This is a genomic window from Paenibacillus sp. J5C2022, from assembly GCF_025567625.1.
Classification (GTDB): domain Bacteria; phylum Bacillota; class Bacilli; order Paenibacillales; family Paenibacillaceae; genus Pristimantibacillus.
In genome coordinates this window covers 41,485-65,855 of sequence record NZ_JAOQJC010000040.1, presented here as the reverse complement: position 1 = coordinate 65,855, position 24,371 = coordinate 41,485, and the positions used below count along the sequence as shown (strand labels likewise).

At 50.1% G+C, this 24,371-nt stretch carries 22 protein-coding genes; 19 read left to right on the top strand and 3 right to left on the bottom strand.

Annotated features, from left to right (window positions below):
- Positions 1–9: 9 nt before the first annotated feature.
- The 5 genes from M6D81_RS25100 (at position 10) to M6D81_RS25080 (ending at position 10,475) form a co-directional block, all read left to right on the top strand.
- Entirely contained in the window at positions 10–1,107 is a 1,098-nt protein-coding gene (locus M6D81_RS25100; protein WP_262679919.1) for a GNAT family N-acetyltransferase, read from the top strand.
- Between the two features lie 29 nt (positions 1,108–1,136).
- The gene (locus M6D81_RS25095) at positions 1,137–2,600 is read left to right on the top strand and encodes a hypothetical protein (RefSeq protein ID WP_262679918.1); all 1,464 of its coding nucleotides are present in this window, start codon (positions 1,137–1,139) and stop codon (positions 2,598–2,600) included.
- Positions 2,600–4,570: an FAD-dependent oxidoreductase gene (locus M6D81_RS25090; RefSeq protein ID WP_317259166.1), complete on the top strand. Its 1,971-nt coding sequence runs from the start codon at positions 2,600–2,602 to the stop codon at positions 4,568–4,570. Before M6D81_RS25095 ends, M6D81_RS25090 begins: the two co-directional genes overlap by 1 nt.
- Positions 4,571–4,708: 138 nt before the next feature.
- Entirely contained in the window at positions 4,709–6,901 is a 2,193-nt protein-coding gene (locus M6D81_RS25085) for a helix-turn-helix transcriptional regulator (protein WP_262679916.1), read from the top strand.
- 184 nt (positions 6,902–7,085) lie between these two features.
- Positions 7,086–10,475, top strand: a complete 3,390-nt coding sequence (locus tag M6D81_RS25080; RefSeq protein ID WP_262679915.1) for a discoidin domain-containing protein — start codon at positions 7,086–7,088, stop codon at positions 10,473–10,475.
- 54 nt (positions 10,476–10,529) lie between these two features.
- On the opposite strand, the gene M6D81_RS25075 is transcribed toward M6D81_RS25080, so the two are convergent.
- The gene (locus tag M6D81_RS25075; protein WP_262679914.1) at positions 10,530–11,405 is read right to left on the bottom strand and encodes a hypothetical protein; all 876 of its coding nucleotides are present in this window, start codon (positions 11,403–11,405) and stop codon (positions 10,530–10,532) included.
- 245 nt (positions 11,406–11,650) lie between these two features.
- On the opposite strand from M6D81_RS25075, the gene M6D81_RS25070 reads away from it, so the two are divergent.
- Genes M6D81_RS25070 through M6D81_RS25045 form a run of 6 tightly spaced genes read left to right on the top strand, consistent with a single transcriptional unit; the run spans position 11,651 to position 16,051 of the window.
- The gene (locus M6D81_RS25070) at positions 11,651–12,034 is read left to right on the top strand and encodes a hypothetical protein (RefSeq protein WP_262679913.1); all 384 of its coding nucleotides are present in this window, start codon (positions 11,651–11,653) and stop codon (positions 12,032–12,034) included.
- Positions 12,031–13,377, top strand: a complete 1,347-nt coding sequence (locus M6D81_RS25065; RefSeq protein WP_262679912.1) for a right-handed parallel beta-helix repeat-containing protein — start codon at positions 12,031–12,033, stop codon at positions 13,375–13,377. The genes M6D81_RS25070 and M6D81_RS25065 overlap by 4 nt, the downstream gene beginning before the upstream one ends.
- Positions 13,374–13,961 (top strand): nitrous oxide reductase accessory protein NosL, encoded by a 588-nt coding sequence (locus tag M6D81_RS25060; RefSeq protein WP_262679911.1) that lies wholly within the window; start codon positions 13,374–13,376, stop codon positions 13,959–13,961. The genes M6D81_RS25065 and M6D81_RS25060 overlap by 4 nt, the downstream gene beginning before the upstream one ends.
- Before the next feature lie 35 nt (positions 13,962–13,996).
- Positions 13,997–14,779, top strand: coding sequence for an ABC transporter permease (locus M6D81_RS25055; RefSeq protein WP_262679926.1), 783 nt, complete (start codon positions 13,997–13,999; stop codon positions 14,777–14,779).
- The gene (locus M6D81_RS25050; protein ID WP_262679910.1) at positions 14,772–15,536 is read left to right on the top strand and encodes an ABC transporter ATP-binding protein; all 765 of its coding nucleotides are present in this window, start codon (positions 14,772–14,774) and stop codon (positions 15,534–15,536) included. The genes M6D81_RS25055 and M6D81_RS25050 overlap by 8 nt, the downstream gene beginning before the upstream one ends.
- Positions 15,533–16,051, top strand: a complete 519-nt coding sequence (locus tag M6D81_RS25045) for a redoxin domain-containing protein (RefSeq protein WP_262679909.1) — start codon at positions 15,533–15,535, stop codon at positions 16,049–16,051. Before M6D81_RS25050 ends, M6D81_RS25045 begins: the two co-directional genes overlap by 4 nt.
- Positions 16,052–16,128: 77 nt before the next feature.
- Here M6D81_RS25045 and M6D81_RS25040 read toward each other — a convergent pair whose 3' ends face one another.
- Positions 16,129–16,698 (bottom strand): C40 family peptidase, encoded by a 570-nt coding sequence (locus M6D81_RS25040; RefSeq protein WP_262679908.1) that lies wholly within the window; start codon positions 16,696–16,698, stop codon positions 16,129–16,131.
- Positions 16,699–16,961: 263 nt separating this feature from the next.
- Between M6D81_RS25040 and M6D81_RS25035 the strand changes: the two genes are divergently transcribed.
- The 6 genes from M6D81_RS25035 to M6D81_RS25010 all read left to right on the top strand — a co-directional run bounded on the left by M6D81_RS25035 (position 16,962) and on the right by M6D81_RS25010 (position 20,933).
- Entirely contained in the window at positions 16,962–17,267 is a 306-nt protein-coding gene (locus M6D81_RS25035; RefSeq protein ID WP_262679907.1) for a LiaF transmembrane domain-containing protein, read from the top strand.
- A 16-nt stretch (positions 17,268–17,283) separates the two neighbouring features.
- Complete coding sequence (locus tag M6D81_RS25030) at positions 17,284–17,967, top strand: PspA/IM30 family protein (RefSeq protein WP_262679906.1); 684 nt, start codon at positions 17,284–17,286, stop codon at positions 17,965–17,967.
- On the top strand, positions 17,955–18,446 hold the full coding sequence (locus tag M6D81_RS25025; protein ID WP_262679905.1) for a PspC domain-containing protein: 492 nt from the start codon (positions 17,955–17,957) through the stop codon (positions 18,444–18,446). The genes M6D81_RS25030 and M6D81_RS25025 overlap by 13 nt, the downstream gene beginning before the upstream one ends.
- A 1-nt stretch (position 18,447) precedes the next feature.
- On the top strand, positions 18,448–19,143 hold the full coding sequence (locus M6D81_RS25020) for a PspA/IM30 family protein (RefSeq protein WP_262679904.1): 696 nt from the start codon (positions 18,448–18,450) through the stop codon (positions 19,141–19,143).
- 102 nt (positions 19,144–19,245) lie between these two features.
- Positions 19,246–20,250 (top strand): sensor histidine kinase, encoded by a 1,005-nt coding sequence (locus M6D81_RS25015; protein ID WP_262679903.1) that lies wholly within the window; start codon positions 19,246–19,248, stop codon positions 20,248–20,250.
- Between the two features lie 32 nt (positions 20,251–20,282).
- Positions 20,283–20,933: a response regulator gene (locus M6D81_RS25010; RefSeq protein ID WP_262679902.1), complete on the top strand. Its 651-nt coding sequence runs from the start codon at positions 20,283–20,285 to the stop codon at positions 20,931–20,933.
- 5 nt (positions 20,934–20,938) lie between these two features.
- On the opposite strand, the gene M6D81_RS25005 is transcribed toward M6D81_RS25010, so the two are convergent.
- Positions 20,939–21,589: a hypothetical protein gene (locus M6D81_RS25005; RefSeq protein WP_262679901.1), complete on the bottom strand. Its 651-nt coding sequence runs from the start codon at positions 21,587–21,589 to the stop codon at positions 20,939–20,941.
- Positions 21,590–21,847: 258 nt separating this feature from the next.
- Between M6D81_RS25005 and M6D81_RS25000 the strand changes: the two genes are divergently transcribed.
- Entirely contained in the window at positions 21,848–22,675 is an 828-nt protein-coding gene (locus M6D81_RS25000; RefSeq protein ID WP_262679900.1) for a YwmB family TATA-box binding protein, read from the top strand.
- A 134-nt stretch (positions 22,676–22,809) separates the two neighbouring features.
- Positions 22,810–24,366, top strand: a complete 1,557-nt coding sequence (gene zwf, locus M6D81_RS24995) for a glucose-6-phosphate dehydrogenase (RefSeq protein WP_262679899.1) — start codon at positions 22,810–22,812, stop codon at positions 24,364–24,366.
- The last annotated feature ends 5 nt before the right edge of the window (positions 24,367–24,371 follow it).

Genomic DNA, 24,371 nt, shown 5'->3' with positions numbered 1-24,371 from the left:
GAGGAGATTATGATTAGCTATCAGTCGATTGACGGTCCGCGAGCCTGTGAAAGAACGGAGTTGTCCGATGTCATTCAACTGGTCGACAGCATTATGCGTTCCGGAAGCGAGCAAAGCGTGTTGACCGATTACCCTTTGGTGTATGAAGATCATAACTTGGACAATGTGCGCATCATCAAGGCGGACAACCAGGTTGTATCAGTTGTCCCTTTTATTCCGCGGCAAATAGAACTGGAGGGGTGCGAATGGACTGTCGGGATCATCTCCCCAACGGCAACATCGCCCCATCACAGAAGAAAGGGTTATGCGTCAACATGCCTGCAGGACTGCATTAATCTGATGGATGGGAAGGGGATAGAGCTGTCTGTATTATGGACAAAGGTCGAAACCTTCCCGTTCTATGAATCTGCAGGTTATTGCGCGGTTCAAAATCAGGGATATCAATATAGATGCGAAAAGAATGACGTCCATCGCTTCAAAAATGATGGCGATGAAATTGTAGAGCTGGAATTGTCCAGAAATCCCGAATGGCTCGAAAGCATTCAGTTCATGCATCAGAAGGAAGCTTGTCATGTCGTGAGAAGTACGAAAGAATACCGATACTTATTTACTCTTCCTGAGATGAAGACATTGCTTGCGGTACGCAATGGAATACCAACCGCCTATCTGGTTGTAAGTCAAGCCGTCAATAAACCCGGTCTGATCGAAGGGGGCGGCGATGAAAACTCGCTTGAGTCGCTTTTGCATTTTGTACTGCAAGGTCTGGGAGACACTGCGTCCATAACCGGATATGCTTACTTGACATCGAGCGTATTAGGCAATGTATTGGAGAGAAAGCTGGCAAGCAAACGAAGGATCATGGATGAAGCGCCAATGATGATCAGGATAAACCAGAAGGAAAGGTTTATTGAGAAAATAAGCAGGCTTATCGAAAGCAAGAACCAGGGAAGAGGAGTGGGGCTTTCTCATCAAGAACTCATGGAAATGTCCAGAAGAGACTTGACTTCAGTCCTATTTGGACGGTATGGGGATGGCCCCGTTCAACCAGCGGAACGATCAGAGCGTTTTCCACTGGCTTTCCCTATCTGGCTGCTGGACCGCAGTTGATGAAATCTAATCCGGGGAGAGAAAAATGAATGAAGACGTTGTTTGTTTTTGACGATCACGCGATACCCTTCCGATCCAATGTGGACCTTACCTTGCTTCAGGGGGTCAAATATGCCGGAAATCCCGTTCTGAGACGGGGGAAGCCCGGCGAGCCCGATGCCCGCTGGGCAAGGCTGTGGGGAGGAACCGTGCTGCGGGACAAAGGGAAGTTCAGAATGTGGTACAGCGGAGCGGGTTCCGTACAAGAGTGGATGCTGATGACATTCAAAATGCTTTATGCGGAAAGTGATGACGGCATTCATTGGGTGAAGCCTGATCTCTCACTGGCCGAATACAGTGGCTCAAAGTCCAATAATATTGTCAATATCGAGTATCCTGTTGAGATGCCGGCTGTCATGATAGATGAAGGCGAGGATATACCGGCACAGGAAAGATATAAAATGTTTTCTGAAAACCTCAAAGGAGAAAAATCACTGCCATTCGTTGCAGTTAGTCCGGATGGACTTCATTGGGATGTTGTTGCGCATCCCAAGCATCGAGGCGTCGCCTTATACAAGTTCAACGGCTATTACCATTCCTCGTTTGTTCTATATACCCCTGAATTGCCGGGCGGTTATCCTGGAGGACGGGTTATGGGAACCATCAGGTCAAGGGACTACAAAAATTGGACCGGGGAACCATGTGTAGCTTTTCACAGAGCCAATTATTTTATGAATCCGCCTGATATATCCGAACAGGTGCATACTCCGGCCGGATTCTGGAATCGGGACAATGTGATCCTGGGCGTCTATGGACAGATTCATCAAATAGAAGCAAAAACCGGGACTAAATTTGCGAGGGCAGGCAGCGGAATGGAAGATACGACCGAAGATCTTGGCCTTATATTAAGCAATGACGGTATCCATTTCAGAGAGGCCATACCCGGATTTAAATTTGTTGGCAGAGGGGAAAAGGGCGAATGGGACGGAGGTTCGTTAGTACCGGCCAATTCATTTGTAAACACCGGTGATTTTACTTATTTATATTATGGGGCATGGCAAAATGGCATGTGCTTTGATAATTCCGCAGGGGACGTTGGTTTGGCTTATTGGAGACGCGATTCCTTCGGATATGTGAGAATTAGAAATGCCGACGAATCGGCTGTCATCCAGACGGAGGCGATAGAGGCTACCGGAAGAGAAAGAAAAATTTATGTGAATTTCGATATGGACAGTTTCCGGGAAGGCTGCGGCTTAAAGTTCGAGCTAGTGGATCCGTCAGGACGAGTATTGCCGGGATATTCGGAAGAAGAAAGCGTGATGTGCAGTAATCCCGGTCTTTTCCGGCAGGTTCGATGGAAAGAGCATCAAGGTATTGACAAAGATGTACTTGTATCGGTGGAATTACGAGTGATATTTGTGACCAATGGTGACCGTACGCCCTATCTGGATACATGCTCATCGCCTTTATTGTATTGTATTTACATTGCTGATGAAAACGAAAATTTGGAGTAATGGAGAAGATAATCATGAGTCAGGATTACGATATAATCGTATATGGAGCGACACCTGGAGGAATTGCCGCAGCTATTTCTACTGCTAGAAAAGGAAGAAGGACGCTCCTGCTGGAACCGTCAGCCTATATCGGCGGTATGATGACAAGTGGGTTAGGACGTACCGATATTGACGATCTGAAAGCGTCGGGCGCCATCTATCGGGAATTTGCCGACAAGGTGCTGAAGCATTATTCCGAAAGCTACGGGTTACATTCAAGTCAAGTAAAGGATTGCAATAAAGGCATGTACTTCGAACCGTCGGTCGCGCGGATGATATTCTGGGAAATGACCAATGCCGAACAGCTATTGGAGGTCAAATGCGAGCATGAGATTGCGTCCGTCGCAATGGAGGATAATAGACTAACAGCCATTCGTGTGAAGGCGATAAACCAACTTCCCGTCCTCCATCGGTCAGCAAGCGTGTTTATCGACTGTACGTATGAAGGAGATCTTGCAGCTATGGCGGGGGTCCCTTATTGGAGCGGAAGAGAATCGCGTGATGCCTGGAATGAGGAATATGCGGGAAAAATATATATGAATTTCGATGAAACGAAGGGAGTGCTGCCTGGGAGCACAGGAGTAGGCGATCATCGTATTCAGGCCTATAACTATCGTCTTTGCCTGACGGATATGCAGGATCGAAAAGCAGCGGTGACCAAGCCGAACACGTATAGACGTGAGGATTATATCAGTCTGGTGGAAGATGTAGCGGCCTCCAGAGTGAACTCCATTCGCGATGTACTTAACATTCTTCCGGTCCCTAACGGGAAGACAGATGCCAATAATCATCACTATTGTATGTGCTCCAGCGACCTCCCCGATGAGAACGGCGATTATTTGGAGGGGAGCGGAGAAGTCAGGAAGTCTATTGCTGCTCGTCATCGCACTTACTTGCAAGGCTTATTATGGTTTCTCCAGAATGACGAAGCACTTCCCGCATCCTTTCGAATAGATGCCGGGAGATGGGGATATGCAGCCGATGAGTTTGTCGATACCGATTATTTTCCTCCACAGATTTACGTACGGGAAGGCAGACGAATTCATGGTGAATACGTGTTTACGGAAAATGACGCTCGGCTTGCTCCTGGCATGGGGCGATCTCCGATTCACTATGACAGTATCGCGACGGGCGCTTATGCCATCGATTCCCATGCTGTACGAAAGCGAGAGCCCGAAGGAAAGGACATAGCTTTGGAAGGCTTTCTTGGATTGGGCTGGCTTACGGAAATTTATCAAATTCCATACGGCGTCATGGTGCCGAGGCAAATGGAAGGACTATTGGTCCCCGTTGCGGTGTCTGCTACGCATATGGGATTCGGTACTATACGGATGGAGCCCTGTTGGATGCAATTGGGATATGCAGCGGGTATTGCGGCCGATATATCGATTGAAAGTAAATTACCGCTCAGGGAAATTCCCATCGATCTTTTGCAAGATGAATTATTGGATCACAACCAATTGATCACATTTTTTGAAGATATCGATCCTCTGAGTGATGAAGGAAAGGCCATCCAATATTTCGGGGCTAAAGGGGGTTTTACAACCTACAAGGCTGAAAGCGATCGTCCAATTCGCATTCACGAAGCCTCTGGAATACTCGCTAAAGCTCGCAGTTTGCCAGGCGGTCAACGCATGCCTGTACTGCCAGCTACAGACCGCCTGCTTCCAACCGGAACGGATATGGGACCTCGGTTTCATAACAGTGAGATATCACCAGAAGTCTATTGGAAAGAGCAGCCATATTTAAATCGTGTTACCTACACTAATTGGCTTCGAGTTGCAACGACACAATTATGTGGCGAGGCATTGCCTGACAGGTTCGAAGAGAGGGAAGATGTTTCGATCGGTGAGTTCTGTAATCGTGTTTATGCCATTTTAAAGAATCAACGTAAAAGCTCGCAAGCTAATGCGGCCAAAGGACGGCGATAGCCGTTTACGCTTGGCCATCAGCACATTTGGCACAATAATGTAGGAACACCTCTTCTTATTGGTAGAGTTGCTCGTCACTCGCACTTTACCAAACGAAGCGGTGTTTTCTACTAATCATAAAGGAGGCAGATGTCTATATTGAAACGACCGACTGTATGGAGACTTTCGATAAAAACCTATCACCTGAAAATTGTTATCATACTTTTGCTAGTATCGGTACCGCCCTTTCTTATTTCCGGGTTTTACAGTATTAACATGTATTTGAAGCAGTCGATTCAATTTATTCATTCAAAAAATGAAAATGATTTGACCCAAACCGGTGTCTCTATGGGGAAGACATTGGAGTCCATATTAGGGGAGCTTTATTCTGCTATGCTGGACAAACAGTATTCAAAAACATCATTACATTCGGATCGACTAGCCATTTTGAACGATTTGTCCCGTTTTTTCAATAAGAACCAGTATAGTCATTACCTATATCAGGCAGCCTTCTACAATGAAGATATGGATTATTTGCTGGTAGGCAATTATGGTGTTCTGGAAGATGTCAATCACTCCCCTTATGAATGGTTGAGAGAGGATACGGAAGGGATGTCGAATTATCAAATCAAAGCGACGCAGACGAGAAGCTGGATGGAGAATGGGGAGGAGAAGAGTGTTGTTTCTCTGATCGCAAAACTTCCTTTATACGAACATCAGTCATACCTGATTTTCAATATTGATATTAGAAAAATTGACAACGATTTTCTGCTTGGCTTGAATAAAAATGAAAACGCTTATCATTATTTTATAGCAGACTCAGCGGGCTCTATCGTTGTTGATAAAAATGATAGGCAAAGCAATTTGCCTGACTTACAACTTAGGAGCAGCGTAAAGCAAAGCGATCAGGTTGAAACAAACAGCTATCCGTTAGGAACCATTGGGTGGAATTTGGTCTGTGAAGTAGACGTGAATAAGTTATATAGCGGAGTCTATGATACACGCAATAAAATGGTCGGGCTGTTCGTGCTTGTCACCTTATTAATATTGGCGATTATATTTCTATTGGCAAGACAGCTCTATGAACCTGTAAAAAATATCATTGCCCAAATTGCAGCAATGATTAATCGAAAGGACCGCACGCAGGGAGAGTTTGATTTCATTAGTTCCGTCATTGATGAAGTGATCCGAACGAATAGTCAATTGCATTCTCGCCTGAGTAAAAGTGAACAATCGCTCAAGAAAACACTTATTCGCAATTTAATTGAGAACAGATTTGTCAATCGGTCTGACATTCAACTGCATTTACAAGAATACCGCACTCCGCTTGTTGTTGTTATTTTTACGATGAATGCCAAAATGAACCTGAATGTGGAAGAGCGGGAGATGTGTGAGAAAGTAAATAATAGCATGGGCCAGTGGTTAGACATTGACCTGTTCTTTGCATCTGAGAAAGAATTTGTCGTTTTATTTCGGCTGAAGGATCAGGATATCAACACTTTTACCACTCAATTGGTTTCTTCTTTGGATCCATTGATCATGGAGCACTATATTGCAAGTATAGGCGGTATCCATCAGTTAGAAGAAATTAATAATTCATACATCGAAGCGCTATATGCTTTTAACATGGGGATGATCTATTCGCCAGAACTTCAAGTCTATTGCTACAATAAGTTGCCAATGGATATTCAATTTCATCAGTCGAAGAATCCGACTTTCGATGAATTGGAAATCGCTATTCGCCGTCATGATGAAGCGACTTGCAGTGATTTGATCAATTTGATGTTCTCCGAAAATCGAAGTGTGACGGAATACCACAGTAATTTTTATACATGCGTCTCCTTGCTGATTCGATTATATGAGCATGAGAGTGTGAAGCTGCTCAACGAAATTAATGCGTTTATGACAGCCAGGGGAATGATGAATTCTACTTTCATTAAACAGTTTTTTATAAAAAAATTCACATCTTTCACGGAAGAGCAACGGGAAGACTACAGCGAATTCATTAAAAACAGTTATGTGGATCATATTAAAAAATATATTGCGGACAACTACGCCTCCAACTTCTCGATGGATGATGCAGCTGAGCATGTAGGAGTGACCCGTCAATACATTAGCCAATTGTTTAAAAAGCGCTACAATTCAACGATGATCGATTATTTAAATCAGTATCGGATCGAACAAGCAAAAAAAATGCTCGTCGAAACCCAAATAAAAGTGGCGGACATTGGCGAGAGAGTCGGATTCAACAGTAAAAGCTATTTCACTAAAGTGTTCAGACTGACCATGGGAATCACTCCTACGGAATACAGGGAGTTGTCGTGGAGCAGAAATAAAGGTTCAAGCGAATAAAAAGGACATGAAGTCTCGTCATCTACTTGATTTCCCATTATTTTATAGCCATCTTACAATCGTATCCTTGCAATATGGCTGCATTCCCCTCCATGATGAACATGCACAACATCATATAAATCAGGAGGTTACGACATGTGGAAATGGAATTGCTCAACAACAGTAAAGCAGGGGAGGGGAACAGATGATGGGCGGCAATAAAACAATTTTGATGGTATTGGCCTTATTGCTTATATTCGGTCTGTTTCCTGTAAGCGGTTTAATTGCGGAAGCGGAACAATCGACCGACTCGGTCAATATTGCCGGGTCCGCTGAGCTTCAAGTTGATTCGGTAACCGAAGGCAATACGGCAAATCTGGCTGTGGACGGAAGCACATCGTCGCGGTGGGTATCTGGAGATACTTCTTATGAACATACTTTCGAAATGACTTGGGGAAATCCGCAGTCCTTCCATGAGGTTAAAGTCTGGAGCGGCAATGTGGGAACAGGCAATCATAATTGGCATATTCGCGATTACACGCTCGATTATTGGAACGGGGCCGACTGGATCACCATTGCATCTGTTGTTGACAATGACAAGGACAATAACCTCGGGCATTACAATCACTTCGTCTTTGAAACGGTAACCGCTTCCAAACTGAGGCTTCATATTACAAAGCCGAGCTGGGGCGGCTCTTATGGCCCGGAGGACAAAATCGCCCGGCTTGCGGAAATTGAAGTGTTCTCCGATTTCTCCTCAGGGCTCAACAATTTTGTTACCCGAAGCGGCGATAAATTGATGGACGGCTTGTCCGAATTTCGATTTATTTCCATAAACAGCTCCAATCTGACCTATATCCCTGCTCCGGAATGGCATCGCGCCGATCCTTGGGAACAGGAGGATGTGTTCAAGTCGCTGCAGCAGATGGGCGCAACCGCAACTCGGCTGTATACCTTTACGATTAAAGGCAGTATTGCATACGGAAGCGAGAAGAGGCATATCAACGGATGGAGAGATTATGACGAGGATTACTTCATGGATCTGGATTACGTGCTGAAGCTGGCTAATCAATACGGAATACGTGTGATCATTCCCTTCATCGATACATGGGACCATGTCGGTGGGGTGAAACATTTCGCAGCATTGCGCGGCAAGACCCAGGACGAATTCTATACAGATCCTGAACTGAAGGAAGATTACAAGCATTTGGTCAACTATGTGTTGAACCGTACGAATACGTATACAGGAGTCAAGTATAAAGACGACAAAGCGATTCTCGCGTGGGAAACGGGGAACGAGCTATATTCTCCAGACGACTGGACAAGCGAAATGGCTGCGTACATTAAAAGCGTAGATTCTAATCATCTCGTCATGGACGGTCATTATGGCATTGCGGCGGCTTCTCTGGATGATCCCAATATTGATATCGTTTCCAACCATTATTATGAGGGCGGAGGCGCCGACTATGCTCTGCGCGCCGAAGCCGACAGAGCGTTGAGCAAAGGAAAGAAAGCACTTATTATCGGCGAATTCGGCGGCTCATCCACGTCGAACTTCACCAATCTGTTCAATGAAGTGATCCAGAACGGGACATCGGGCGCCATGCTGTGGACGCTGAAATTTCACAACAAGGACGGCGGGTTTTACAACGGAGATTATCGTTGGCCGGGATTTCCTTCAGGGGAGGCTTACGATGAAACGGCCGTCATGCAGTTGATTCGTGAAAAGGCTTACGAGATACGCGGCCTCTCTGTGCCGCCGAGAGAAGTCCCGGATGCACCGAGCTTGCTGCCGATCGAATCGGTTCTCGGGATATGGTGGAGAGGATCGGTAGGAGCGGAAACCTATAGGATTGAACGAGCTACGGATCCGAACGGCCCATGGGCAGTTGTAGGGGACAATGTACTGGACAGTGATATTCCGTTCGTACCCTATCAAGATTCAGACTTCATCGAAGGCGAAATGTATTATTACAGGATCAAGGCCGTTAATATAGCGGGTATATCGGAACCTTCCAACATGGTGGGTCCGGTGATGGCATCCAGCGTGCTTCCTGTTCCCATTGCGCCCGTCTTGTATCCGTTCCAATCTGTTTCCGCCATAACATGGGGGAAGGTGACATGGGCGGAATCGTACGATGTGGAACGGGCGACCGATCCCAGTGGGCCCTGGACGGTGGTAGGTTCGAACGTCTTGGCATCCGAGATACCGTTCAAAGATGCTTCGGCAAATAGCGGAATGCCATACTACTATCAAGTTAAAGCCAAAAATGCAAGCGGCACATCGGAGCCTTCCGGCATGTTCGGTCCGATCATAGTCAATAACGTTGCGCAATTGGCTCAATTGACTGTCGATTCCACAGACGGAACGCATGTGAAGGAAAATGCCGTTGACGGCAGATTGCATACCCGTTGGTTGTCACAAGACACCGAGATGAATCATTTCTTCCAACTTGATTGGGCCGTTCCTCAGACGATCAACCGGGTCAAAATATGGAGTGGAAACGTTGGAGGAAGCAATTGGCACATTCGCGATTTCACAATTGAATACTTGGATGGTTTGGAATGGAAAGTGCTTGCTTCGGTTACAGATAACGAGAAGGACGGGTTTTACGGTCAACATAATGACATCACATTTACGCCGATTCAAACAACGGCCATGAGAATGAACATTACAAAACCGTCCTGGGGCGGCTCCTCTGCTCATACAAACGATAAAATTGCGCGGCTGATCGAATTCGAGGCAAGCTACTCATCCGATCCGCCGCCAAACGAAGCGTTCGCTGGCCTTGACGGCCCAGGCTCGGTCAATGCGAACGAAACATTTACTATGCAATATGACTTATCAAATATGGTCAATGTGTCGGCTCAGGATGTCACCATAACTTATAACCCTGAACTATTCGTTTATCAGAATGCGGTGCCCGCGAATGCCCGGACGGTCATCCAGTCTGTATATCATGAACCGGCAGCGGCTACTGTGCGATACATCCTTGTGCATCCCGGTGAAGACAGCATGATGAACGGCGGCGCTCCCATGCTCGATATTGCGTTCACTGCTGCCGCAGGGGAGGCGGAGTTCGGAGAGATCGAAATCACGAAAGCCATTCTGGCTGATGGAAGCGGGGGAACGCAGCCGGCTAATCTGACAAATGCAAAGCTATCGGTGCAAATCAATGCGGATAAATCCGCCTTGCTTGCCTCGATTGCCGCGGCACAGGCTGTTGCGGATACGGCGGTTGTCGGTATCCAGGATGGTCAGTATCCGGATTACGCCTATTCGGTGCTGCTGGCCGCGATCGCCAGCGCGACGGTCCAAGCGGATGATCCTTCTGCAACACTGTCGCAGATTATGCTCGCCAAAGAGAACTTGGATGATGCGGTTGAATTGTTTCAAGGTTATGTCATTACAAGCGATACCGGCAATTTGAACGGCGATGGCGTCATCGATATTGGTGATGTCGGAATTGCGGCCGTACACTACGGCAAGAGAGAAGGCGATGCCGGATGGAAGCCGGAGTATGATTTGGATGGGGACGGTATGATTGGAATGTATGAATTGTCCTTCATCGTCAACCGTATGCTGGAACCATAAAGGAAGGTCATGGATTGAATCTTACGCAATGAATCTGCGGAGTCTACCGGAACGTTAAGGAGATCGCCAAACCACCTGGCATAACAGGTTGGATAGGCGATCTTCTTGTAATTCTAACATTCTACTTCGAATCAACTGCTGGAGTTCTTCCGTGTTAGTCTGCTGCTCAATGGAGCCGTGTCTCGTCTTCCTCTGCACAATCTCCTCATACGATACCTGATTGGTATTGCCCCACTTCATCCAAGGCAGCTTGTCATATTGATGATGAAGGATGTCCTTCCATGGATAGATGCTGCCAGGCGCATAATTATAGGTGCCCATGTTAACGGGATCGGTCACAATCTGTCCCGTCTCTGTATGATAGACCGCTTCGAAGCGACCGTTGTCCGATATAAACTTCACCTGATAGGCAGCATCCAGCTCCTTAACTTCATACCGGTGATACCTGGCACTGTACAGCCGCCATTTGCCGCATGCTGCAAGCTCGACCATTTCTTCCAATCGCTCAGGCGCTTCTCCGTACCGATTCAGTTCATTACGGAAATAATGAATCTCCTCGGTCGTATATGGAAGCTGCCTGACAGCCCTGTCGAATGTATCGAAGAAACGTTCAAAGTGATCATGTCCATCCAGCGCTTCAGGTTGCTTCCTCAAATCGCTCATCATTCGAACCAGGATGGCATGAGCCGCTATCGATTTGGAATGGTCAAATAGATACCATCTTCGATATTCCGAACGAATGCGGGCATATTGCTCGGAAAGCTGGGAGAAGTATGCTTCCGACAGAAATTTCGCTTCGATCTCAACAGGTACTGCGGGATAGACGATGTAATCAGCTAATCGATAGTATCCGAAGAACGATACGATTAGCGCCACAAGAAAAATGATGATAGCCATTTTCGGCACCCGGCTTTTGATGACTGTCTTCATTTTTCAACACCACCTCGCCAAGTTTATTTTGGTTCTTCTATTATAATTTCCCAAATTGCAATCGCTTCATTCTTACCTCATTCTATGGCAATATTCTATGTTTCGGACATGAAATTATCACGAAGATGATTTGTTTCAAGATTGTCATTTTTCCTGCGCCTCCATAGCTCTTTGTAGTCATGTGGAAACATGGTGCTGCTGGCTATAATGGCTAAGGGAACTGAAGAGCAGGGGGGTGATAAGCAATGAGATTATGCATAAGTAAAATGTCTCTTATCGTTCTTGTCTTGTTCGTCATGGCGGGTTGCTCCGAGCAAGCGCCGGCAGGAATAGATCCGATGGACGTAGAAGCGTCGCTTGATACGAATCCCGACATTGTCATGGCCGGAGAACAGGTGGAACTGATGACGTCGTTCACGGGTGCGGAGTTCGCAGAGACGGCCGAAGTCCAATTCGATATCCGTGTGGACGGCAAGGTGAAGCTGGTCGATGCAGCTTATACCGGGAATGGACAATTTACCGGAAGCTTCACTTTCCCGAAGAAGGGCATATACAACGTGTATATTCATCTATACGAAGATGAGCTGCATGTGACCAAGAAAAAGCTGCTTGAGGTGAAGGAACGATGAATGCGGGAGGGCAATGGAGGAGAAGTGCGATAGGTCTGCTCATACTGCTTTCGATTACAGCGGTTCAATGGCTGCACCATCCGCCCGAGATTGCGGCAAGCGGTTCTTCGTTGCAGGCTCTCATCGATCATGCAGATCCGGGAGCGAAGATCGTTATTCCTTCCGGATCGTACACTGGTCCTATTCGTATTGCCAAGACAATCTCGCTCATTGCGGAGCAGGATGCAACGGTTACGGTGACGAACGAGAGCGAGGAGCCGGCTATTTCGATCACTGCTGACGATGTGTCCATCGTCGGAATAACGGTCAATGACGAGTCCATGAAGGAAGCGCCAAGCGTGCTAGTGGAAGGCGACCGTGTACTTCTGAAGGGGCTGAGCATTGCCACAGGCTCCGATGGCATTCAGCTTCGGGGAACGCAAGGCGGCAAGGTGGACAGCAGCAGCATCACATGGGGCGCTTCGGATCGTACGAAAATTTTTCAACGCGGGAATGGCATCGATCTCTTTGAAGCTCATGCGGCGGAGTTGCGAGGCAACAGCATAGTCGCCATGTATGACGGCATTTATATGGAGAATAGCGATGATACGCTGGTCGCAGCCAATACGATCCGGCACTCCCGCTATGGTGTGCATTGTATGTATACGAAGGGGACGGTCGTTCAGGACAATATCGGGTCGATGAACATTACCGGCGCTATGATCATGTCGGTGCAAGAGGTGATCGTGGAGCGCAACGAATTCGCCAAGCAAAATGAAAACGTAAATTCACAAGGCATTCTGCTGTACGATGCGCATCATTCGATTCTGCGAAACAACATAACGGAAGGTAATCGCGTCGGCCTGTATATCGAGCAATCTGCGAGCAACACGATTGAGAACAATGAGATGATTAACAATTTTACCGGTCTGCAGCTGCTGTCTTCGGAAGGTAATATCATTCAGCACAATTCGTTTATTGGCAACGTCAATGATGCCGGAGCGAGAAGCAGCAGCGGGAACGAGATAAAGGAGAACTTCTGGGATTCCTTCCAAGGCATTGATGCTACCGGGGACGGCAGCAGCGATATTCCTTATGCCGTCAATCCGTTTTTCGAGACGCTGGTGAAGAAGAAGCCGGTGTTCCAACTGTTTTTCCAATCACCTGGCATGGTTTTTCTGGAAGGGTTGTATCAATCGCAGCGAAGCGATTGGGCGCGAGACGAGGCTCCATTGCTGTTGCCGCTTCCATCAATCGCCGACCCATCGTCGGGAACTGCGAATGGGCTAACTGGAATATTGGGCACCTGTATGCTGATTGGAGCAGGAAGTTTATTATTTGCGATGAGGAGAAGGGATAGATGAAGATGAAGAGATGGACGGTTACTGCAATGCTGGTCATTGTTATTACTGTATTGGCAGCATGCGGCAAGCAAGAGTATAAGCCGGAAGCTATTAATGAAGAAACAGATCGATGCGCGATCTGCAATATGGCGGTGAAGGATGATCAATATGCGACACAAATCATTACGACGGATGGACAATCGTTGAAATTCGACGATATCGGCTGTATGAACACTTGGAAGAAGGAGAACGGTACGGCAACAATCGGAGCCTCCTTCGTTCGCGATTACAACAGCAAGCAATGGCTTAATTATGAGAAAGCGTATTATGTCTACGATCAATCGTTGAAGACGCCGATGGCCTACGGCATCGTCTCATTCGAAAAGAAAGAAGACGCCGAGAGCTTCGTAAAGGAGCAGGGCATGGGCAAGCTAATGACGGCCGAGGAGCTGGCTTTTCATTCATGGGAAGTGAATCGCGACATGATGCAAGGGCATGAGGATTCGCATGATCACTCGCACGATATGGACAGCAAGGAGCATATGGACCAAGGAGAGCATCAGGCACAGGAGGAGCATATGGACAAAGAGGATCACCATTCGTGAGCCATGCCGTTCAAGTCTCCCTGAGAGAAATCAAGATGGGATTGCGCAATCCATGGTCTTATTCTTTCATGGCGTTGTTCTCGTTATTCATGCTGAGCTTGCTGCTGATCAACGCGCAAGGCTATGCGGAAGGTTATTCCGGCATTACGGGAACGATGATGAATCTGATTCTCTATCTGCTGCCGTTGATGGCGTTAATGCTGGGCTCCTTCTCGTTAACGGGCGAGAAGGAAGAGGGGAATGGGGAGCTGCTCTCTACGTATCCTCTTCGAACGAGCGCATTTCTTGCTGGCAAATACGCAGGACTGATCGTCGTCATGATCAGCATCGTTGCCATCGGGTTCGGCCTGGCCGGCTCAATCGGCTTCCTGACGGGTCAAGGCTTCAGCTTGCAAGCTTATATATTATTGCTCGCGTTGTCCGTTTCATTGGTGTTGATGTATACAGCGATCGCGTTGCTGATCGGTACGCTTGCGAGTAATCGTTGGCAGGCATTGACCGTGTCGGTCGGAATATGGTTCTTCACCGTTATCGCTTGGCCTGCATTGCTCATTGCCGCATTGGGCATGATGCCCTACATGTGGATCAAGCCGGCGGTATCCGCGCTGACGGCGCTGAATCCGGCAGAGCTGTCCCGGTTGTTCATTGTCGTCAAGCTTGGCGGAGGGGCAGTGCTGGGGCCGGACTACTATGAGTGGGTGAAGTGGGTGCGCACTCCGTCCGGTACGATCGCTTTCGTCCTCGCGGTTGGCTTATGGATTGGCATGCTAACGGGGATGTCGATTGGGCTGTGGGAGAGGAGGAGGAAGCGTGTCTGAAGCATTCGTCACGATAGACGGGATAGGGAAGACGATAAAGAAGCAGCCTGTTATTAAGGACTTCAGTCTAAGCATGAATAAGGGACAGATTGTCGCGCTTTGCGGCGGCAACGGAGCGGGCAAGAGCACGGTGCTGCGCATGGTTGCCGGGATCATGCAGCCGGATTGCGGCAGCATCCGAATCGGCGGGCTGGCGTGGAGGCAGGATCGCATCCGATATGCCGAGCAGATCGGCTACATGCCGGACGACTATCGCTTCAGCTCTGGCATGACTGCGATGGAGACAATGACGTTCTGGGCTAAGCTGAAGGGATTGTCGAAGCAGTCCGCTATTGAGCGGCTGCAACAGGTCGGACTGCAGGAGACGGGCAGCAAGCCGGTCACCTCCTTCTCCAAAGGGATGAGACAGCGGGTGCTTTATGCGCAAGCGCAGCTTGCAAGGCCGCCCCTGCTGCTCATGGACGAACCGACGAACGGGCTTGACCCTTATTGGATGGATGAATTCGTCCGGCTTGTGCGCCAGGCTGCCGGACAAGGACAGACCGTTCTGTTCTCCACCCATCAGTTGCAGATCGCGGCGTCGGCAGCGGACAGAATTGTATTTTTGAACGAGGGAGCGGTTGCCTTGGATGGAACAGCTGAAGAAATACGCGAGCAACTGGGCACATCGGAATGGATGCCGGCTTTCTCTTCCTTATATAGCGGGGCCGATGCTTCAGCTCCGGTGCGGAGTGCGACGGGGGCAAAGGGAGGGTGAAAGCGAAGCGCAGACAATGGCTGCAGTGGAGCATATTCCTTGCGTTAGCGGCAATATGCGCATGGGTCGTCTTCAAGGGGGAGGCAACCCCTGAGCCGCCCGCGATCGGAGACCTAGCGCCTGACTTCACGCTGAATACTTGGGACGGCGGGTCTGTGAAGCTGCAGGATTACGGCGAAAGGAAGCAGCCGGTGCTCATTAACTTCTGGGCTTCCTGGTGCACGCCTTGCGTGAATGAGCTTCCCATGATGAACGAGGCCTACAAGCTTAATGAAGACGTGGAAGTACTGGCCGTCAACGTTGGAGAATCCGGGGAGAAAGTGAACCGCTTCATGCAACGCTACGAGTTGACATTCCCGGTACTGCTGGACGGGCAGCAAGAAGTGAAGAAGCGGTATGGCGTTACCGGCTTGCCGCTCAGCCTGCTGCTTGACGGTGACGGGCGTATCGTCGATATCGTCAGCGGCGAGATGACTTTCGATGAGATTACGGCGTTATTGAGAAGTGCGCCTTAAAACTTCATTATATAATAGCAAGGGCAGCGATCAATTGCGGATCGCTGCCCTTGTTTCATTTGTTGTGCATTTGCCACTTACAATACGCTGCCGCCGAAGATCATGCGGTATTCCCACTGCGTACCTTTCACGGAATCGACGCGTACGCCGCCGCTTTTCTTGGAATACGTGTGCAGGATACGACCGTTGCCGAGATAAAGCGCCACATGAGTTACGGTTTGCTTCGACTTGTTGAGCTTCGTATAGCTGGACTTGGAAGATCCCTTGTACGACATGAAGAATACGAGATCGCCGCGCTTCAAGCTGGACCAGCTTGTTTTGGGTGTAGAATACTTCTTCACGTAGGCCGCTTGTGTGCGGGATGAACCCGGAATCGTCTTGCCGGCGGCTTTCTTGAATATATGTTTTACAAAGTCGGAGCAATCAAAAGTCGTCGTCGTATTGCGGTTGGAACCGAACTCGTAAGGCGTGCCAAGATACTTGCCGCCTAATTGGATTGTTCGCTCGATCTTCGCCGACTTCGATGAAGCGCTTGCCGCATAGGCTTGTCCATGTCCGTCCATCGGAAGCGGCACGATGCCGGCAGTAAGCAATGCTGTCGATACGACTCCTGCTATAATCGTTTTCTTGAATATATTTGGTCTCACGTTTGATAGCACCTCCTGGTTGGTAGCTATACCGTATCACAGCATTTGCAAGCGGTTTAAGCTGTAAAATATGGACTCATTCCCAATACTCCCCCTCAGGGCGGGTGCGAGACTCGACCTAGGTCTAGTGCAGAAACCGCCAAAAGTCCGTTTTATCAAGGGGTTAAAGCATCTATACTAAGTACATAAGCAAGAACAACCGCAACATGGTCAACGAGCTTTATGAGTAAATTCTAATCGAGGGAAAGGGGATGGGGATTCCAATGAATGGGAAAAGCGCGTTAGGCGTACTGCTCGTCATCATCGGTGCTCTGGCAGTGCTTAACATCTTCGACATCAGAATCGGAGCCATATTCGGCTGGATGCTCCCGTTCATACTGATCGGATTCGGGATATACGGTTGGATGAACGGGAAGAAGATGATCGGCGGGGCGTTAGTGGCGATTGGAGCGATTATGCTCATGAGCAAGCTGGGCAGCGTTCTGCTGCTGATCTTGGCAATCGGCCTGATTGTAGCCGGCATTACATTGTTCAAAGGCGGCTCAAGCGGCGGCAGAAGATCATACTGATTGGAGGATATGAGGGATGAGCATCGTACGGCGAATACGAGATATTACGGTAGCGACATTGAATGAGCGATTGGAGAAGGCGGAGGACCCCGTTCGCATGATTGATCAGTTCCTCTGGTCCACCAGGGAAGAAATCATCGCGGCAGAGAAGCTGTATCAGCAATACATGAATCACAGCGGTCAATTGAAATCGCAGTGGCTGAGCGCCGAACAGCAGAGGGAGCGCCGCGAGCAGCAAGCGTACACCGCTCTGAAGGCGGGGGAAGAGAGCCTGGCCCGGATGGCGCTCCATGAGAAGGCAAGCTGTGAGGAACGGTCGACGCAATATAGAGAATTGTACGAGCAGAGCAGACAGAATACGTTGGATCTGGAAGAGCAACTGCGGCAGCTAAGAAGCGAATATCAGACGGTATACGACAAGCGCGAATATTATGTAGCCCGCATGGAATCGCTCAAGCTGCAGCAGCGCATGAACCAGCGCATGCAGAATGGGGTAGGCGACGGCGGACATCCCGGCACCGTCTTCAGAAGAATGGAGGACCGCATCTCCGACATGGAGCATGAAGCCCGGAGCCTGCGCGACATCAGAAGAGCGGGAACGGGACTGGGAGATCAGATTGGCCGTTCGGTCGGCTCTGCGATTGAACAAGAGCTTGAGGAATTGAAACGAAAGCTTAAGAAGGAAGGATGGTCAAGTTGAGGAAACTATATCGCTCCAGACGGGACAAAAAGCTTTCCGGCCTGTGCGGCGGATTGGGCGAGATGCTGAATGTCGACGCGACATTGCTTCGAATTCTGCTGATCATCATCACTATATTGTCCAGCGGAACGGTCATTCTCATCTACTTGGTTGCCGCTTTGGTGGTGCCCAAAGAGCCTCCGATCTACAATGGATACGGACCAGGCGGTCACGGAGCTCTGGGCAGCGGATATGGACACTATACGGGTCAAGGTCCGAGTCCAGGTCCAGGCCCAGGTCCGCACTACGGCAATGGCGGAGGATACCACTACAATGCCCAACCGGGCGGATGGAAGCAGGGCATGGGCAATGCTTATGAGGAACCGGCACCCAATTCGCAATTCGATAGCATGATGGACGACTTGGAGAAGAAAGCGCTGCGTCGAGAGATTGAAGAACTGAAATCAAAATTGGCTCAATACGAGAAGGGAGAATCATAATATGGGTATTTTCAAAAGAATGAAGGATATGACGAAGGCTTCGATGAACGAGTTGCTGGATAAAGTGGAGGACCCGATCGTCATGCTGAATCAATACTTGCGTGACATGGAGACGGAAATTCATCAAGCGGAAGTGACAGTAGCGAAACAAATGGCGAACGAGCGCCGCATGCAGCAGCGCCTGGACGACGCGATTCGCAATGTCGCCGAGCGTGAATCCAAGGCGGAAGCCGCTCTGAGAGCGGGACAGGAAGAACTGACGCGCAAGCTGTTGGAAGAGAAGCTGTACTTCGATCAGAAGGTAACGGAATACAGCAACCTGCATGCCAGCACGAAGGCGCAAGCCGAGGAATTGATGCAGCAGCTGCATGGCATGAAAGAAGAGTTCTATCAGCTGCGCAATAAGCGCAACGAGCTGGTATCCCGTGCACAAGTGGCGAAGGCACAGAAGCAGATGGCTCAGCTGACGACGAACCATACGATCGACAGCGGCTCCGCATCGCGCGGCTTCCATCGGATGGAAGAGAAAATTATGCAAATGGAAGCGGAAGCCGACGTTATGCGCGCTCCTTATGCCGTAGGCTCCTCCCCATCGCCGGTCAGCTCCGCGGATATTGAGCGCCGCATGCAGGTGGATGAGCAGCTGGAAGCAATGAAGAACAAAATTAACGGCGCCAAAGCTTCCGAAACCAACTAAATCATCTGTATAATGAAAGCAGCGGACCGATAACGGCGGTCTGCTCTTTCATGCGTAGAGCTACACAGTGAAACAATAGGCGGCAAGGGGCGATGAAGGGGTATGCACGAAGGGCAGAATAAAGACGGGCAAGCGCCGGAGAAGGCGGCACGCAAGCGAAATGCGATCGAGATGGTCTTATGGCTGCTCATCATTATGAGCTTCGTCATCATCGTTCTGCAAGGCATCGGCGTAATCGAGCTGTTGACCTTGCAGGGAAAGTGGGCCATTATCGGCTTGAGCGGGGTCGGTATCGCCCTGGCTGCCGCGACATTGAACGGTTATCTGCAAAACTCCAAGCTTAAAGCGACATTGAAGCGTCTGACGGAGCAACAGGTGAGGCGCAAGTTCGCCGTTACTTTGCCTAGCGGCGAAGGAGAGGGAGAGGCGGAGGCAGCGCAAGCGGACGAGAATCAGGAATGGAAGGCGAAGGTCAGATTCACGGCCGTTATTGAAGAGAGGCAGCGGCTGGCCAGAGAGCTTCACGATGCGGTAAGTCAGCAGCTGTTCGCGATATCCATGACGGCAACTGCCGTAAGCCGAACGATCGAGAAGGACTGGGAGCGCGCCAGACGGCAAGTGCAGTTAATCGAGGAGATGGCTGCGGTTGCCCAATCCGAGATGCGGGCATTGCTGCTCCATCTGCGCCCCGTTCATCTGGACGGGAAAAACCTGGGTCAAGCCTTGACGGTGCTGGTGGACGAGCTGCAGCAGAAAATTCCGATGAAAATTACATTGGAAGTGGATAAGACCATTCAATTGCTGCCGCAAGCCGAGGACCACCTGTTCCGAATTGCCCAGGAAGCGCTGTCCAACACGCTGCGGCATGCAAAGGCGGACAGCATGCATATACGTCTGCTCCGACTGGACGACAAGGTGCACATGACCTTGCAGGACAGCGGAATCGGATTCGATCTGGAGGAGAAGAAGCAGACCTCCTACGGATTGCTGACGATGGAGGAACGGGTTAACGAGCTGGGAGGGGCGTTGCAGATGATCTCCCAGCCGGGCGAAGGCACGACCGTTCACTTGTGGATACCGATGAACGCCGGTTCGGCCATCAGTTAGCGCGGATGAATCATGGAAGGGGTAGGGAGAAGATGGAGGAAGCAATCAAGGTATTGCTTGTAGACGATCATGAGATGGTGCGGATTGGCCTGGCAGCCGTGCTGGACACGGAGGATGGCATTGAAGTTGTCGGCGAAGCGAGCAACGGAGTGGACGGCATACGGATGGCCCAGCTCTATAAGCCCGATGTGGTGCTGATGGACCTCGTCATGGAAGGCATGGACGGCGTCGAGACGACGGAGAAGCTGCTCGCGCAGCATCCCGACTGCAAGGTGATCGTTCTGACCAGCTTTATAGACGACAGCAAGCTGTATCCCGTCATCGAAGCGGGAGCGTTCAGCTACTTGCTGAAGACGTCCAGGGCGAATGAAATTGCGGAAGCGATTCGAGCGGCTTCTAGAGGGCAGTCCGTTCTGGAGTCGCAGGTAGCCGCGAAGATGATGAATCGCTTCAGGCAGCCGAAGCAGCAAGAGCAGGCCGCATTGCATGAAGATCTGACCGAACGCGAGATGGAAGTACTCTTGCGCGTCTCGCAAGGCTTGTCCAATCAGGAAATTGCCGATCAGCTCTATATCGGGGTGAAGACGGTGAAATTCCATATTACCAATATATTCAACAAGCTTCATGTGGAAGACCGCACCCAGGCGGCTATATACGCGCACAAGCACGGCATTGCGGAATAACGGAGTCAGTAGTACTTGTTGACCAGCAATCCTCTTGCCGGCAGCGGCCAGTACGTATACATTGCTCCATAATACATGGCGTAAGGATAAGCAGAGGGGAATGGCAGCTTGAGCAGATCGATTCCCCTGCGCTGTTCCGCATAGCTGAGCGCGCGGTTCAGCTCCGTCAGCAGTCCGTCAGTTCCGCCCAGCAGCCGCTTGACATGCGAAGCATCAAGCGGTTCTTCCATGTGCGCTTCCTCGCTGCCATCAGCTTCAATAGCGAGCGCCTCGATTGCCGGATGCCTCAAGGCGAGTGCGATGACGCTCCATACCTCTTCATGAAGATAACCTGCATGCTGCCTGTAGCTGTCTTGCAGTGAAGCAATCAACCTGGACAGAGAATTCCGAATGTCCATAGAACGCTCCTCCCATCCGGAGCTCCCCAACTGCCGGTGAAGATTGTCCAGCTCCGTCTGCGCAGCTCTCGCCTGCTTCAACCACTCCGCTGCGCTGTCCGCAGCTTGAAAGTACTGCTTGCTCCATTCGCTTCGGCATTCCCCGGCTATCCCTTCCGTATACCGCTGTGGCGGAATCGCGTAGCGATTCAAGGAGCGGATAGGCGTATAATCGGAAGTGTGTTCGATTCTTCTAATGCTGCTAGCATAATCTGCCAAGCTGATCCCTCCTGACCTGTTTTCTTCGTTACCGGATACGGCAAGTGTACAAGAGATAGTGCGAGAAGACTGGCGAACGGTGAAGTCGAAATTTGCGGTTGGGTGAAATGCGTGACATGGCGGCGAACAGGCAGGAAAATCCCGTACCGGAGTCAAATTAGTAGGGAGGTTCTGCATCCCATGTATACAGGCATCTTATTCATGCCAGGGCTTATGTGTGCGAACACGAGCTCTTGGGTATAAGGGGGCATGCTGCTTATGTATATTCCGAAGGACAAAGCTCTTCCGCTCGGTCATGACGAGCACGTTCGGAAGCGGGAGAGAGAGGGATCGAGCAAGCGCAAGGCCATCTATCCGTGGCTGCTGCCGCTGTTGCTGCTTGCGATGCTGTGCATTGCGGCATCCGTGCAATCGATTAACGGGAGCAGTCAGGAGCAGACGCAGGATATGGCGATTCATGATCTGGGTCAGCTCTGGGATTGGAGCGACGAGCTCTTCCTGGGCGGTGCCGGCGCTGCGGAATGGACGCTGCGCTGGGATGTTACGATAGCTGCAGAAGAAGCGGAGCGGCTGGCGGATACAATATTCCGCCATGAAGACGGTACTCCGCTTGACAAGACCGTCACGGAGGATGGCGAAGTCATATCCGCTCGTATGCCGGCAGGAGGGGAAGCCATCGGTTGGTATAAGGTGGAGCGCCAGGGCGATTACGATCGCTATATGCTGCTGCTGGAAGCGAAGGGAGAGCAGCCCATGACCTTGCAGCGACTGCTGGAAGCGGCGAACCGATTATCGACGCTAGTGGAGGCGCATTCAGCGCCTTATGCCGTCAGCATGAAGGCAAGCGGCTATACGAAGCATGGGAATGCCGCAGATACGCTGCAGCGGCTGGCTCTGGCCGAGGAGAGGGAGAAGTACAAAGATACGGGCACCATTAGCCGCACCTTGTATTCCGGGCAGTTGAGGAGCGGAATTGCCGTCGCGCAGGGACGAACGGCCAATCTTCAGCTTGCACTGCATGAAGATACGGAATCGGATGCCCGGAAGCTGACGATCGGCGTACCGCTTATTTCCGGAGAGTTCTAGCAGAATGATCGATTAGAAGAATTTACGTTGCTTATCATTATTTTTTATGACCTATACAATGGCGTACAGGTTTTGAATATGATACACTACATAACATGTGAATTGTCTAAAAAATAACAGAAAGAATGAGGCAAATGACCCAGAACACATCATTTGAAGCTGTCGCCCCGCAAGGTGCGGTTTACTATTTGTTCGGAGCTACCGGCGACTTGGCGCGCCGCAAGTTGTTTCCTGCATTATTCAGTTTATATAAAGAAGGCAAGCTTTCGAACAACTTTGCAGTCGTAGGATTGGCGCGCCGCCCTCGTACAAATGAGCAGTTCCGCTCCGATTTGTACGATTCCATAAATGAATTTTGCCGCTACAAAGCGGATGACGTGGAGCTGTGGCATGCCTTCGCACAGCACTTTGTGTATATGTCGCTTGACATCAATAACGTTGACGGCTTCCGCGAGTTGAACGCGCTGTCTATGGAACTGGAGGAGCGCTTCGATATTCCGGGCAATCGCTTGTTCTATCTTGCCCTTGCTCCGTCGCTATTCGGTCCTGTATCGTTCAATCTGAGAGACGGCGGAATGTTGGAGACGAAGGGCTGGCACCGACTTGTTATCGAGAAGCCGTTCGGCTACGATCTGCCTTCCGCGCAGCAGTTGAACGAACAGTTGAACCAAGTGTTCAAGGAAGAAGAAATCTTCCGGATCGATCACTACCTGGGCAAGGAAATGGTGCAAAATATCGAAGTGATCCGGTTCGCCAACGGATTCTTCGAGCCATTGTGGAATAATAATCATATTGCCAACGTTCAGATCACCTTGTCCGAAACGGTAGGGGTAGAAGAACGCGGCGGCTACTACGACAAATCCGGCGCGCTGCGCGATATGGGACAGAACCATATGCTGCAGATGCTGACGATGATTGCAATGGAGCCGCCAAGCCGTCTGCACGGCGAGGATATCCGCGACGAGAAGGTGAAGGTGCTCCGGTCGCTGCGCGGTTATTCTTCCGGCGAGGAGGTCCGCAGCAATGTTGTACGCGGTCAATATACGACGGGGCAAGTAGGAGAGAAGGAGCTGCCAGGCTACCGTCAGGAGGATTCCGTCGATGAGCAATCGACGACGGAGACGTACTTCGCAGCGAAAGTGTTCGTGGACAACTTCCGCTGGGCGGGCGTGCCGTTCTATATCCGTACGGGCAAGCGGCTTCCTGTGAAGACGACGGAGGTCGTGGTGGAATTCAAGTCCGAGGCGCAGAACATCTTGTTCGGACAGCGTCAGAAGCTCGCTCCCAACTTGCTTGTCATTCGCGTCAATCCGATGGAAGGCATCTATATTAAAATCAATGCCAAGAAGCCGGGCTCCGACAACGAGGTTCAGCCGGTATCGATGGAGTTCTGCCAGAGCTGTCAGATCGGCATCAACACGCCGGAAGCTTATGAGCGGCTCATTCACGATGCAGCGCGCGGCGATTCCACTTACTTCACACGCTGGGACGAAGTGTCCCATGCCTGGGCGTTCGTAGATGAAATTGCGAAGGCTTGGCGGGAAGACAGCAACGATCTGGAGTTCTACTCCGCAGGCTCGTGGGGACCGGAAGCGGCTGTGAAGCTGCTGGACAAAGACGGGTTCCACTGGTGGCCGGTGAACGGCCAAGATGAAGATAATGTCATATGGATAACGAATAGCGGTACATAATCGCA

Coding starts and splice junctions, on each gene's coding strand:
- M6D81_RS25025 (WP_262679905.1), top strand. CDS start 17,955: ATGGTCAAGTTGAGGAAACTATATCGCTCCAGACGGGACAAAAAGCTT.
- M6D81_RS25100 (WP_262679919.1), top strand. CDS start 10: ATGATTAGCTATCAGTCGATTGACGGTCCGCGAGCCTGTGAAAGAACG.
- M6D81_RS25080 (WP_262679915.1), top strand. CDS start 7,086: ATGATGGGCGGCAATAAAACAATTTTGATGGTATTGGCCTTATTGCTT.
- M6D81_RS25035 (WP_262679907.1), top strand. CDS start 16,962: ATGAATGGGAAAAGCGCGTTAGGCGTACTGCTCGTCATCATCGGTGCT.
- M6D81_RS25020 (WP_262679904.1), top strand. CDS start 18,448: ATGGGTATTTTCAAAAGAATGAAGGATATGACGAAGGCTTCGATGAAC.
- zwf (WP_262679899.1), top strand. CDS start 22,810: ATGACCCAGAACACATCATTTGAAGCTGTCGCCCCGCAAGGTGCGGTT.
- M6D81_RS25015 (WP_262679903.1), top strand. CDS start 19,246: ATGCACGAAGGGCAGAATAAAGACGGGCAAGCGCCGGAGAAGGCGGCA.
- M6D81_RS25095 (WP_262679918.1), top strand. CDS start 1,137: ATGAAGACGTTGTTTGTTTTTGACGATCACGCGATACCCTTCCGATCC.
- M6D81_RS25000 (WP_262679900.1), top strand. CDS start 21,848: ATGTATATTCCGAAGGACAAAGCTCTTCCGCTCGGTCATGACGAGCAC.
- M6D81_RS25010 (WP_262679902.1), top strand. CDS start 20,283: ATGGAGGAAGCAATCAAGGTATTGCTTGTAGACGATCATGAGATGGTG.
- M6D81_RS25075 (WP_262679914.1), bottom strand. CDS start 11,405: ATGAAGACAGTCATCAAAAGCCGGGTGCCGAAAATGGCTATCATCATT.
- M6D81_RS25090 (WP_317259166.1), top strand. CDS start 2,600: ATGGAGAAGATAATCATGAGTCAGGATTACGATATAATCGTATATGGA.
- M6D81_RS25070 (WP_262679913.1), top strand. CDS start 11,651: ATGAGATTATGCATAAGTAAAATGTCTCTTATCGTTCTTGTCTTGTTC.
- M6D81_RS25065 (WP_262679912.1), top strand. CDS start 12,031: ATGAATGCGGGAGGGCAATGGAGGAGAAGTGCGATAGGTCTGCTCATA.
- M6D81_RS25060 (WP_262679911.1), top strand. CDS start 13,374: ATGAAGATGAAGAGATGGACGGTTACTGCAATGCTGGTCATTGTTATT.
- M6D81_RS25055 (WP_262679926.1), top strand. CDS start 13,997: ATGGGATTGCGCAATCCATGGTCTTATTCTTTCATGGCGTTGTTCTCG.
- M6D81_RS25030 (WP_262679906.1), top strand. CDS start 17,284: ATGAGCATCGTACGGCGAATACGAGATATTACGGTAGCGACATTGAAT.